The organism is Aminipila terrae (genome assembly GCF_010120715.1).
Classification (GTDB): Bacteria; Bacillota; Clostridia; order Peptostreptococcales; family Anaerovoracaceae; genus Aminipila; species Aminipila terrae.
Map to the genome: position 1 here is coordinate 2,851,666 of NZ_CP047591.1, position 11,484 is coordinate 2,863,149.

An 11,484-nucleotide genomic window follows, 5' to 3' on the forward strand; every position below is an offset into this window, starting at 1 on the left:
TTAAAATAGTATAATTAAATATGTCGATTATTGGCTTCAGATGAGAATTAAGCAAGAAAAAAGGGGAAGAAAATGAAAAAAATAATAGTTATAGTAGCAATGATAATAACGCTAATTGCATTAACCTCGGGGATGGTTTATGCTGGGACAAATATTGCACAATCAGATATAAATGAGGGACTGAAGTTTTGTGAAGCTTATCCAGTCAGCCTGGCTTTAGACGGACAGAAGATTGCATTTTCACAAAAAGATGTTCCTCCAGTCATAATAAAAGAAAAAACGTTGATACCAGCCAGGGCATTATTTGAAAAAATGGGAGGAAAAGTTACATGGCAGAATGATACCCAGACTGTACATGTTGCATATGATAACACGGAGGTAGTACTTACTATTGGATCAGATAAAGCTTTGGTTAATGGAAAAACAGAAACACTGGATGTTCCTGCACTGATAATTGATAATGACGGTGATTATTATGGAAGTACCATGATACCTGTTCGATTTACAGCCGAGGCTTTGGGTTGTGGGGTTGCGTGGCAGGATTCAACTAGAAGTGTATTAATTTCTTCACCAGCAAAGGTAGATATACCGGTCGTTGATTCAAATACAGGAAATAATAATCAAAATAACAATACAAACAATAACACAAATTCAAATCCTAACTCAAATATAACGTGGCAGTTTGAGCAGCTAAATGAAGCGGCAAAAGGCAAAATAGTTGCTATCGATATGGGACATGGAGGTCATGATAGTGGATCGATTGGTCATAAAGGTCAGCCTGATCAGTTGAACGAGAAGGATGTGAATCTTCCGATTGGACTTAGATTGAATGAATATTTAAAAAGTGCAGGAGTAAGTACATATATGATTCGTGAATCGGATGTTTATTACACTTTATTAGAAAGAGCACAAAAGGCCAATGATGCTGGTGCAACTATATTTATCTCAGTACACAATAATTCAAGCGAGACTTCTGCTGCTCATGGAACAGAAGTATTATATAATAGTAAGATAAATGCTGATGGTAAGAGTGAAATGGATCTTTATGGAATACAAAGCAAAGATATTGCAAAAAATGTAGAAAGTGAAATGGTACAATCCTTAGGGACTTTAGAAAGGGGCATAAAAAACAGCCCTGAAATGGCTGTTCTTAATAAAACTACTATGCCGGCCATAATTGTGGAGGGAGCTTTTCTTTCAAATGAAAGTGAGCTGTCCATGATGAGAAAAGATGACTATGCAGATAAATATGCTCTTGGTGTAGCAAAAGGTATAGTCAAATCTTTAAATGAAGCGTATAAATAGTAGAACTCAGAAAGCGAGCGTAACGTGAAACTTTTAATACTATACTTAGGAATGGCATTGGCAGGTTATTTTGTTGGTGCCAGATTTACTGATAAGGAAAAAAGCTATAACTGGATTAATAAAATTACCATGGGGAGTCTTATCATTTTAATCTTTACCATGGGGGCAAGAATTGGTTCAGATAAAAGGGTTATCAGTTCTCTTCAGACTATTGGAATTAAGGCAGCTGTAATTACTGTTTTTGCATTTGCAGGAAGTATTACAGCCTGTTTTATTGTAAGGAAGATATTCCGTATTGACAGAAAGGGTGTTAAAATAGATGACTAAGCTGATTATAACATTTTTGACACTTGGAGTGGTATCGGGATATTTCTTTATTCCAGATTTCATCATAACACATGTTTCAGGCAATCTTTTAATTGTGGGGCTTTGTGTTATGCTGTTTTTTGTGGGTATGGATTTGGGAAGAACGGGAACTGTAGTAGAGAATTTTAAAAAAGTTGGCATAAGAATTCTGGTATTCCCCCTTGCTTCTATTATTGGCTGCCTTACTTTTGCTGCCGTAGGATCTTTATTTTTGCCCATGACTGCAAAAGAAACCATGGCAGTTGCCTCTGGATTTGGGTGGTATACTCTGGCACCAGTAATGCTGGCTGACTGCTCTGCAGAATTAAGTGCCATATCTTTTTTACATAATGTTATGAGAGAAATGGTTGGAATTATGATTATTCCCATTGTTGCAAAATATATAGGCTATATTGAATCATGCAGTGTGCCCGGAGCCGCTGCTGCGGATGTGTGTCTGCCCATTATAGAAAAATCCACAGATAGTGATACAACAGTGTATGCTTTTGTAATGGGTGTTGTACTTAGTACGACTGTTCCAGTTTTGGTGGGTGCTTTCATATCTATGGGCTTATAATTTCTATGAATTAAAAATGAGTATCAGAGAGGTTAAAGGAAAAAAATGAAAAATAAATTAAATAAATTTACTGGCAGCAACGATTATGTAGTGTCAAAAGAACTGATGAATGCGGTAAACGTTGCCATTGCGTTAAAAAAACCTTTACTAATTAAAGGAGAACCGGGAACCGGCAAAACCATGCTGGCAGAGTCTATAGCCAAGGCTATGAACATGAAGCTGTTGGTTTGGAGTATTAAATCCACTACCAAGGCGCAGGAAGGACTTTATGTGTATGATACAGTCCAGAGACTCTATGACAGTCAATTTGGTGAGGGGGATGTCTCTGATATAAAACAGTATATTAAGCTTGGAAAAATGGGTGAGGCTTTTGATTCAGAAGAGCAGGTGGTTTTGTTAATTGATGAAATTGATAAAGCAGATTTAGAGTTTCCAAATGACCTTCTATGGGAGTTGGATAAAATGGAGTTTTATATTAATGAAACAAAAGAAACCATTAAAACTAAGAACAGACCAATCGTTATTATTACTTCAAATGCGGAAAAGGAACTGCCGGATGCTTTTTTAAGAAGGTGTATATTTCATTATATAGAATTTCCTACGAAGGATAAAATGGAAGAAATAATAAAGGTTCACTTTGGTGATATAGATAAAAATCTGGCAGAGGCAGCCATGAATGCGTTCTATCAGATCAGGGAAATGAAGGATATTCAGAAAAAACCCAGCACCTCTGAGCTTCTTGACTGGTTACAGGCTCTTATGATAAGTGGTATTTCAATAGATAAAATCACAAAGGAAATACCTTATGTTGGTGTACTATTAAAAAAGAATCAGGACATTGATATAATGTATGAGATTAAGGAAAGAGGATACTCACTAAAAAGGTGGTAATAAGATGTTTTTGGAATTTTTCTATTTATTAAGAGCAAGAGGGCTTGCAGTATCCCTGAATGAATGGATGTCTCTTGTAGAGGCATTGGATTTAGGATTAGCAGAATGCAGCCTGATGAGTTTTTACCATCTGTGCAGAAGTGTTTTGATAAAAAGTGAAGCAGATTATGACAAATTTGATGCAGTTTTCGCAGAGTATTTTAAGGGCATTGAAAGCCCAGAGGAATTGCCAGAAGAATTCTGGAGGTGGCTTCATGAAGATACAAGAGAACGGGACCTGAATGACAGGCCTGTGCCAGAGGAAGCTTTAATGGAGCTTGAAGAACTGTTAAAAAGATTCCAGGAAAGAATTCAAGAGCAAAAAGAACAGCACAATGGTGGAAACTATTGGATTGGCACTGGCGGAACCTCCCGAATGGGGCATGGAGGGTATAATAACCAGGGAATCCGCACTGGAGGCACAGGCCGGCACAAGTCCGCAGTGCAAGTGGCTGGAGAACGGAATTTTAAAGATTTCAGGCAGGATAACATTTTAGACATCAGACAGTTTCAGATGGCATTCAGAAAGCTGAGGCAGTTTTCTGCCCGGGTAGAAGGTGCTAAAACGGAACTAGATGTAGACGGAACTATTGACGAGACCTGTCATAATGCGGGAAGGTTGAAGCTGGTATTTGATAAACCAAGAAAGAACACAATAAAACTGTTACTGCTCTTTGATTCGGATGGTTCTATGATGCCTTACGGAAGATTGTGCAACAGGCTGTTTCAGGCGGTAAGTAAATCCAGTCATTTTAAGGATTTAAAAGTGTATTATTTTCATAACTGTATATATGATCAGCTCTATACTACGCCATACTGCCGAAAAGGAGAATGGGTAAATACTGACTGGGTTCTTGCTAATCTGGACAGTGAGTATAAAGTAATTCTTGTAGGTGATGGGACAATGGCGCCCTCTGAATTGTTACGGCCTGGTGGAAATTCAGTTTTTAGCCTGTATAATGAGGAACCTGGTATAGAGTGGTTAAAGAAATTTAAAAGGCGCTATAAGAAACAGATTTGGTTGAATCCAATACAAAAGGAAGATTGGGAATTTGTATATGGGAGTTATACCCTTGGAATCATAAAAGAGGTTTTTCCTATGTTTGAACTTACTATAGATGGTCTTGAAGAAGGAATCAGAAGACTTTTAGTAAGGTAGAAGAAATTTTTCACATTTTAAAATTGGAGCAATATAATGCTGCTTTGGTGCATCGCTATATTGCTTTTTATTTTATTGACTATTTACAAGATATAGAACATAATTTCAGAACACATGTTTACAGAACACAATATCTGTGCTATACTACATAAAGAATTGGTCTGAAGTTTATTGAAACTTAAATTTATAAATAATGGAGGCGGAAATATGGAACAGCTAAAAGAGAGAGAACAGCGAATACTTGAGTATATGAAAAAAGAAATCAGTCAAAAAGGATATCCACCTACAGTAAGAGAAATCTGCTCCGCCTTGAATATTAAATCAACGTCTACAGTTCACAAGGATATTGAAAACCTGGAGCTGAAAGGCTTCCTAAAAAAAGACCCATCTAAGCCCCGTGCATTGATGATAGTAGATTCGGAGTCAAGTGAAAAAATCAAATCGGATAATCATGAAATAAAAGATACAGTTTACCATGATACAGAAAGAATTGATGTTATTGATATACCGGTAGTGGGAAGGATAGCAGCAGGTACCCCCATACTGGCAGAACAAAATATCGAAGAGTCCTTTCCAATCCCCTCCAGATTTGCAGGCAAAGGCACCAATTTCATGCTGACAGTAAAGGGTGAAAGTATGATAGAAGCAGGTATTTTTGACGGAGATTATATATTGGTTGAGCAGCAAAATACTGCGAAAAATGGAGAAATCGTAGTAGCCATGATAGATGGATTTGAGAGTGAAGCCACTGTTAAAACTTTTTATAAAGAAACAGATCATATCAGGCTGCAGCCAGAGAACTCCAGTATGAGTCCTATTATTGTCAAGGAAGTGAAGATATTGGGCAAAGTAAAAGGTGTATTTCGATATTTTTAATATATTCAATTATTTTCTTGACATAGTTAAGGATAAATGGTATAGTGTTTTAGTAATAAAGAAGAAGTTATCCGCTTCTCACCTTATTGGTCTGGCTGATAGGGTTAATAAAACAACTGTAACACTTATGTGTTTTGTGGAGCGGGTACTGTAGTATCCGCTTATTTTATTTGCAGGAGGTGCAAGAACATTAGCAAGGAAAATCTGATCAACGAAGAAATTCGTGACAAGGAATTAAGAGTTATCGACAATGATGGAACGCAGCTTGGAATTATAAGTCTTGAAGAAGCCTTAGCGTTAGCTAATGAAAAAAAGCTTGACTTAGTAAATATTTCACCAAATGCTAACCCGCCAGTTTGTAAGATTCTTGATTACGGTAAGTACCGTTATGAACTTCAAAAAAGAGAAAAGGAAGCAAAGAAGAAGCAGAAGATTACTTCAGTAAAAGAAATTCGTTTAAGTACATTTATTGAGGTGCATGACATTCAGGTTAAAGCTAATACTGCGATAAAGTTCCTTAAGGACGGAGACAGGGTTAAAGTCAGTTTGAGGTTTAAAGGAAGAGAAAAGGATTATGCAAGCAAGGGTTTAGATGTTATGAACCGGTTTGCGGATTCAGTGGCTTCTGTAGGTACAATTGAGAAAAAGCCTGAGTTTGAAGGCAGAAGTTTGATTATGATTGTTGCACCTAAAACAGATAAATAGATAGTAGATAACAGAAATAAATTTTACGTAGGAGGAACATTACCATGGCTAAAAATAAGATGAAATCTCATAGAGGCGCAAGCAAGAGATTTAAATTAACAGGTACAGGAAAAGTAAAGAGAAATAAGGCATACAAGAGCCATATTCTTACTAAGAAATGTGCAAAGAGAAAAAGAGGATTAAGAAAGGCAACTCTTCTTGGTAGCGCAGATCACAAGAGAATTAAAGCTGTATTAGATAAATAGTATTAGGAGGTTTGAATAATGGCAAGAGTAAAAAAGGGCGTTAATGCTCATAAAAGACATAAGAAAATATTAAAGTTAGCAAGAGGTTTCTACGGACAGAAGAGCAAGGTATTTAGAGCTGCAAATCCTGCAGTTATGCGTTCACTTCGTTCTGCATATATTGGAAGAAAGAACAAAAAGAGAGAATACAGAAGACTTTGGATCGCAAGAATCAATGCTGGTGCAAGAATGAATGATATTTCATACAGCAGATTAATGGACGGTCTGAAGAAGTCAGGTGTTGAAATCAACAGAAAAATGCTTTCTGAAATGGCTATCTATGACGCAGCTGCATTTACACAGTTATGTGACACTGCAAAGAAGGCAGTAAAATAATTAAAATTAAATTTATTATTCGACATTTGAATATGACAATTTTTCCCCTTTGTGAGGTCTATAATCATTTATGATATAGCTTGCAAGGGGGTTTTTTATGTGGAGATATACGGAGAATACTTATTTGCCGAGAACTTTCTTATGGGAATTCTTATTTTATACTTATCAAGTAAAATAGCTAACTTACCAACTAGTAAGAAGAGGTTAATTGCAGGAGGCATGCTATGTGGTGTCTTTTCCTTTATAATATTTGTCCAAAACATAGGTATCCTGTTAGGAATCTTAGTTAAAGTTTTGTTTTCGCTGCTTTTGGCTTATGTAGCATTTGACAGGAAGATATTTAAAGGAACAATACTTATATATATCGTATCGGCTTTCATGGGTGGAATGACCATTATAATATTGTACATAATCAGAATAAGAGGAATGACTAATAATGCAGTTCTTTATGTAGGGGATATAACCTATATGAATGTTGTTTTTGGTGCAGTAGTATCGTACATCATTATCATGGCATTTTCTAAAATTATTACGGCAAAACAACTTAAAGAACGAATATTTACTGATATTACAATAGAAATAGAGGGACATACCGTAACCCATAGAGCACTTATTGATTCCGGAAATTTTCTGAAAGAGCCGTTATCAGGGAAAGCAGTTGCTATTATCAGCAAGTCTGCGGCAGCAAAGCTTAAAAGTATGGAAAACATTGATTTCAGTAAAAGATATTGCTTAGTACCGTATAACAGCATTGGCATGAAAAACGGAATTTTGGAGGGATACAGAGTGGATAATGCATATGTAAACAACAAAGCTCTGGGGAGTATTATAGTAGCTGTATATAATATGGAATTTTGTAAGCTGGGAGAAGAAGAATATCAGATGCTGTTAAGTAAAGACTTTTTATTGGGAGGAGTAGCATAATGAACTGGAATATAAAACAATGGGTGTTAGAACAAATTTCGACACTGATTAAAAGACTGAGTATCACTAAGTCGGACGAAATTTTCTATATTGGAGGGACTGAGGTATTACCGCCACCACTCAACAGTGATGAAGAGAAGAACCTGTTGGAAGAGTTTTCTAAGGGCAGTGAGGATGCAAGAGCCATACTGATTGAAAGAAATTTAAGATTAGTGGTTTATATAGCAAAGAAATTTGAAGGGTCCAAGATAAATATTGAAGATCTCATATCAATTGGCACAATTGGTCTGATAAAAGCTGTTAATACATTTAACGCTGATAAAAATATAAAGCTGGCTACATATGCTTCAAGATGCATCGAAAATGAAATACTGATGTATATCAGAAGGAATAATAAAATAAAAAGTGAAGTATCCTTTGATGAACCTTTAAATGTGGACTGGGATGGAAACGAATTACTTTTATCCGATATTTTAGGAACAGAGAATGATGTAGTATATGGACATATAGAAGAGGAAGTTAACCGTAAGCTTTTAATATATGCACTGAAAAAGTTAAATAACAGGGAGAAACAGATTATGGAAATGAGGTTTGGGCTGATTAGCGGCAGGGAAATGACCCAGAAAGAAGTAGCTGATAAAATGGGAATTTCCCAATCCTATATATCCAGGCTTGAAAAAAAGATAATTAACAGGCTGAGAAGGGAAATAAAGAAATTAGGTTAAATATGAATTTCGCATAAAGTCATAAAGGTGATTAATCATACATAAAGTGCCTTTATGACTTTCCTTTTAATGTTCATACATTTTTAAAATTTTTTCGGCTATTTTTTTCTTTGACATTCGTCTTTCCATTGCCTGCTGTTCAATGTATTTGTGGGCCTGGCCTTCGGTCATATTAAGATATTGGATTAAAACCCATTTTGCTCTGTTTACCAGTTTCATCTGGACAATTTTATCCTGAAGCTTCAGGTTTTCTTCATTTAGGGTCATTACTCTGTTTTTAGAGAGTTCAGCGAATTTTATCGCCTGATTAAGAACTACTTTTAAAACAGGTTTATTAATAACAATGATTCCGTGTTTTTCCAGACGTTCAGACAGTGCATCGATTTCCCTACTTTTTAAAAGTGCTATAACTCCAGCAGAAGTACTTTGGGCGCAGTAGATAGAAAAAGAAGCATCGGTGTTGGAATCAAGAGGATAATTTACTATGATTAAATCAAAGGTGGACTCAGACAGTTTCTGCTTTCCAGATTCAACACTATCGGCAGTTTCTACAGTTTGATTTAAATCATTTACCAGATAATCTAATAGGGCATCTTTACTTTTGGTATTTCTTGTAACAAGCAATATTTTTTCCAATACTGGCACCACCTTTCTTATAATATAGTGTTTGAAAAAATAATTCTAGCATACATTTAACCGGCCAGCAATTAAAATTTCAAGATTTAAATGAAAGAATCTATGCATTTGCATAGATTCTTTCATTCTTTTCTTAAGTTGAGTTATATATTAAGTAAAAAGAAGCGAACCATAAGTTGGCATAGGCCAGTATTTTGCTGCAGTAATTGTTTCAAGTTCGTCAGTTATAGCACGTAACTCGTTCATGGCCGGAAGTACTTTAGCACAGAAATAATTTGCAGCATCACTTATTTCTTCAATAGTATTTACTTCAAGTAAATACTGGTCCAGAGTGCCGGCTTTTGCATATAAACAGTCACAGGCTGAGGACAGATTAACAATCAGGTTTTTTTCCATTTCGCATGGAACATCTTCTGAAATAGCCTTTTTACTCATTACTACATCAGATAAATCTTTTACATAAGATGAAACAGCAGGAAGAATATCTTTGTTAATCATGTCAAGCATGGTAAGTGCTTCGATGTTAACTAATTTACAGTATTCTTCATATAAGATTTCCTGTCTGGCTGTAGCTTCAATTTCGTTGAAAATGTGGTGCCTTTTAAATAATTCAAGATTCTTTTTGTCAGTAAAATGTGGGTATGCTTCAACTGCTGATTTTAAGTTTAGAAGGCCTCTGCTCTCAGCTTCTTTAACCCACTCGTCAGAATAGTTATTACCATTGAAGACAATCCGTTTATGTTTTATATATATTTCCTTGACAAGATTAATAGCATCCGTTTTAATATCGGAAGAATCAGCAAGCTTGTTGGCTATTTCCATCAGGGCATCTGCTACAATCGTGTTTAACATATAAGAAGGGCACGCAACAGATGTGGTGGAACCTGGCATACGGAACTCAAAACGACTGCCTGTAAAGGCAAAAGGAGAAGTTCTGTTCCTGTCTGTAGTGTCTTTTTTAAAGTCAGGAAGAACCTGAACACCAATACCCATTTTACGGTTTCTTGCAGGTACTTCTGATTTTCCTTCAGTTATTGCATCCAGAACCTCTTTCAAATCATCCCCCAGGAACATGGAAATAATAGCAGGAGGAGCTTCATGCCCCCAAGACGGTGGTCGTTACTTGGACTGGCCACAGACACTCTTAGTAGATCCTGATATTCATCCACGGCTTTAATCACGGCACTTAGGAATAGTAAAAACTGGATATTTTCAATAGGATTTTTTCCCGGTTTTAACAGGTTTTCGCCCATGTCTGTTGCAAGTGACCAGTTAATATGCTTACCGCTGCCATTGATCCCTGCAAAAGGCTTTTCATGTAATAAACACACAAGACCGTGTTTGCCTGCGATTTTTTTCATTAATTCCATGGTTAACTGGTTATGGTCTGCCGCAACATTTAAACTTGAGAAGATTGGAGCCAGTTCGTGCTGTGCAGGAGCAACTTCATTATGTTCAGTATTTGCAAGAACACCAAGCTTCCAAAGCTCCTGGTCCAGCTCTTCCATAAATTCGTTTACTTTTGGTTTAATCGCTCCAAAATAATGATCTTCCAGTTCCTGTCTTTTTGGAGGTTTTGCACCAAGTAGTGTTCTGCCGCAATAGATTAAATCTTTACGTTTTTCATAAAGTTCTTTTGAAACAAGGAAATATTCCTGTTCTGGTCCTACAGTAGTAATAACTCTTCTTACAGAATTATTTCCAAGTAGCTGGAGAATTCTTAGTGCCTGCTTTTCAATAGCTTCCATGGAACGCAGCAATGGAGTTTTCTTATCCAGGGCTTCGCCACCATAAGAACAGAATGCAGTTGGTATGCAAAGGGTATTTTCTTTAATAAAAGCATATGAACTTGGATCCCAGTTTGTATAACCTCTTGCTTCAAAAGTAGCACGGATACCGCCAGAAGGGAAACTTGATGCATCCGGTTCACCTTTAATTAATTCTTTACCAGAGAAATTCATCACAATTCCTCCGCCTTCTGTAGGGGAAATAAAACTATCGTGCTTTTCAGCAGTTATGCCTGTCATGGGTTGGAACCAATGGGTAAAATGAGTGGCACCATGTTCTAAGGCCCAATCTTTCATGGCACTTGCGATAACATTAGCAGTCTCCATTGATAAAGGTGTTCCTTTATCAATATGGGACTGAAGAGCTTTATAAGTATCTTTTGGTAATTTTTCTCTCATAACAGCATCATTGAAAACCATGCTGCCAAATAGTTCTGAAATCTTATTCATATATGTCCTCCTCTGTCTATCTTTAGTAAAAACTGTACTACCTGTAGTAAAAATATTATAAAAAAAGGCACTACGAGTAAGAAAACTCATAGCGCCTTTGCTAATCAATGATGTGAGTATACTAGAAAAAATTATATCTGTCAATAACTTTTTGTATTTTTTTTTGTTTGCAAAAACAAAGCTCATTTTTAAAATAAAATCAAAAAAATTTCCAGTATCGAAACGGTATTTGAAATGATATAGTAATTTATAGTATGCAGAAATATACATGAAAGACACAATATAAAATACATTGCATTTGTTCAATAGTGGGAGTATAGATTAGAGAAATATATTTGTCAAGGTTACAATTTTCAAAATTGTTTTACAAAACAAAAATGCTTGACTAAATTGGGCATTCGGTATAAAATATCAAAGTGTTTTAAGAATTGTCTGAAAATTGTAT

14 protein-coding genes and 1 other annotated feature are annotated in these 11,484 nt (G+C 36.0%); of the genes, 11 read left to right on the forward strand and 3 right to left on the reverse strand.

The window, feature by feature from the left end; all coding sequences use genetic code 11:
- The first annotated feature begins 72 nt into the window (after window positions 1-72).
- The 11 genes from Ami3637_RS13695 to sigE all read left to right on the forward strand — a co-directional run bounded on the left by Ami3637_RS13695 (window position 73) and on the right by sigE (window position 8,166).
- Window positions 73-1,305 carry an N-acetylmuramoyl-L-alanine amidase gene (locus tag Ami3637_RS13695; RefSeq protein WP_162363049.1) on the forward strand — a complete coding sequence of 411 codons (1,233 nt, stop codon included), beginning with the start codon at window positions 73-75 and terminating at the stop codon, window positions 1,303-1,305.
- A 51-nt stretch (window positions 1,306-1,356) separates the two neighbouring features.
- Window positions 1,357-1,632, forward strand: coding sequence for a LysO family transporter (locus Ami3637_RS13700; protein ID WP_162363050.1), 276 nt, complete (start codon window positions 1,357-1,359; stop codon window positions 1,630-1,632).
- Complete coding sequence (locus Ami3637_RS13705) at window positions 1,625-2,227, forward strand: lysine exporter LysO family protein (RefSeq protein WP_162363051.1); 603 nt, start codon at window positions 1,625-1,627, stop codon at window positions 2,225-2,227. The genes Ami3637_RS13700 and Ami3637_RS13705 overlap by 8 nt, the downstream gene beginning before the upstream one ends.
- Before the next feature lie 45 nt (window positions 2,228-2,272).
- Window positions 2,273-3,118, forward strand: coding sequence for an AAA family ATPase (locus Ami3637_RS13710; RefSeq protein ID WP_162363052.1), 846 nt, complete (start codon window positions 2,273-2,275; stop codon window positions 3,116-3,118).
- Window positions 3,119-3,122: 4 nt separating this feature from the next.
- Entirely contained in the window at window positions 3,123-4,316 is a 1,194-nt protein-coding gene (locus Ami3637_RS13715) for a vWA domain-containing protein (protein ID WP_162363053.1), read from the forward strand.
- Between the two features lie 207 nt (window positions 4,317-4,523).
- A complete protein-coding gene (lexA, locus tag Ami3637_RS13720; RefSeq protein WP_162363054.1) occupies window positions 4,524-5,192 on the forward strand; it encodes a transcriptional repressor LexA in 669 nt (222 codons plus the stop codon).
- 52 nt (window positions 5,193-5,244) lie between these two features.
- Window positions 5,245-5,367 (forward strand) — a sequence feature (ribosomal protein L20 leader region).
- Window positions 5,322-5,897 carry a translation initiation factor IF-3 gene (infC, locus tag Ami3637_RS13725; protein ID WP_162363055.1) on the forward strand — a complete coding sequence of 192 codons (576 nt, stop codon included), beginning with the start codon at window positions 5,322-5,324 and terminating at the stop codon, window positions 5,895-5,897. It overlaps the preceding feature by 46 nt.
- Before the next feature lie 44 nt (window positions 5,898-5,941).
- Window positions 5,942-6,142 (forward strand): 50S ribosomal protein L35, encoded by a 201-nt coding sequence (rpmI, locus tag Ami3637_RS13730; protein WP_162363056.1) that lies wholly within the window; start codon window positions 5,942-5,944, stop codon window positions 6,140-6,142.
- Between the two features lie 18 nt (window positions 6,143-6,160).
- Entirely contained in the window at window positions 6,161-6,517 is a 357-nt protein-coding gene (gene rplT, locus Ami3637_RS13735) for a 50S ribosomal protein L20 (RefSeq protein WP_162363057.1), read from the forward strand.
- A 99-nt stretch (window positions 6,518-6,616) separates the two neighbouring features.
- Window positions 6,617-7,441, forward strand: a complete 825-nt coding sequence (locus tag Ami3637_RS13740; RefSeq protein WP_162363058.1) for a sigma-E processing peptidase SpoIIGA — start codon at window positions 6,617-6,619, stop codon at window positions 7,439-7,441.
- Window positions 7,441-8,166, forward strand: coding sequence for an RNA polymerase sporulation sigma factor SigE (sigE, locus tag Ami3637_RS13745; protein WP_162363059.1), 726 nt, complete (start codon window positions 7,441-7,443; stop codon window positions 8,164-8,166). Before Ami3637_RS13740 ends, sigE begins: the two co-directional genes overlap by 1 nt.
- A gap of 66 nt (window positions 8,167-8,232) precedes the next feature.
- Here sigE and Ami3637_RS13750 read toward each other — a convergent pair whose 3' ends face one another.
- The 3 genes from Ami3637_RS13750 to Ami3637_RS18725 all read right to left on the reverse strand — a co-directional run bounded on the left by Ami3637_RS13750 (window position 8,233) and on the right by Ami3637_RS18725 (window position 11,039).
- Entirely contained in the window at window positions 8,233-8,802 is a 570-nt protein-coding gene (locus tag Ami3637_RS13750) for an ANTAR domain-containing response regulator (protein WP_162363060.1), read from the reverse strand.
- Window positions 8,803-8,952: 150 nt separating this feature from the next.
- Entirely contained in the window at window positions 8,953-9,858 is a 906-nt protein-coding gene (locus Ami3637_RS18720) for a glutamine synthetase III family protein (protein WP_330586642.1), read from the reverse strand.
- A complete protein-coding gene (locus Ami3637_RS18725; protein WP_330586643.1) occupies window positions 9,855-11,039 on the reverse strand; it encodes a glutamine synthetase III in 1,185 nt (394 codons plus the stop codon). Before Ami3637_RS18725 ends, Ami3637_RS18720 begins: the two co-directional genes overlap by 4 nt.
- Window positions 11,040-11,484 lie beyond the last annotated feature (445 nt).

Excerpts from the sequence above, each read along its gene's own strand:
- Ami3637_RS13695 (WP_162363049.1), top strand. The coding sequence starts at position 73 with ATGAAAAAAATAATAGTTATAGTAGCAATGATAATAACGCTAATTGCA.
- Ami3637_RS13700 (WP_162363050.1), top strand. The coding sequence starts at position 1,357 with ATGGCATTGGCAGGTTATTTTGTTGGTGCCAGATTTACTGATAAGGAA.
- Ami3637_RS13705 (WP_162363051.1), top strand. The coding sequence starts at position 1,625 with ATGACTAAGCTGATTATAACATTTTTGACACTTGGAGTGGTATCGGGA.
- Ami3637_RS13710 (WP_162363052.1), top strand. The coding sequence starts at position 2,273 with ATGAAAAATAAATTAAATAAATTTACTGGCAGCAACGATTATGTAGTG.
- Ami3637_RS13715 (WP_162363053.1), top strand. The coding sequence starts at position 3,123 with ATGTTTTTGGAATTTTTCTATTTATTAAGAGCAAGAGGGCTTGCAGTA.
- lexA (WP_162363054.1), top strand. The coding sequence starts at position 4,524 with ATGGAACAGCTAAAAGAGAGAGAACAGCGAATACTTGAGTATATGAAA.
- rpmI (WP_162363056.1), top strand. The coding sequence starts at position 5,942 with ATGGCTAAAAATAAGATGAAATCTCATAGAGGCGCAAGCAAGAGATTT.
- rplT (WP_162363057.1), top strand. The coding sequence starts at position 6,161 with ATGGCAAGAGTAAAAAAGGGCGTTAATGCTCATAAAAGACATAAGAAA.
- sigE (WP_162363059.1), top strand. The coding sequence starts at position 7,441 with ATGAACTGGAATATAAAACAATGGGTGTTAGAACAAATTTCGACACTG.
- Ami3637_RS18725 (WP_330586643.1), bottom strand. The coding sequence starts at position 11,039 with ATGAATAAGATTTCAGAACTATTTGGCAGCATGGTTTTCAATGATGCT.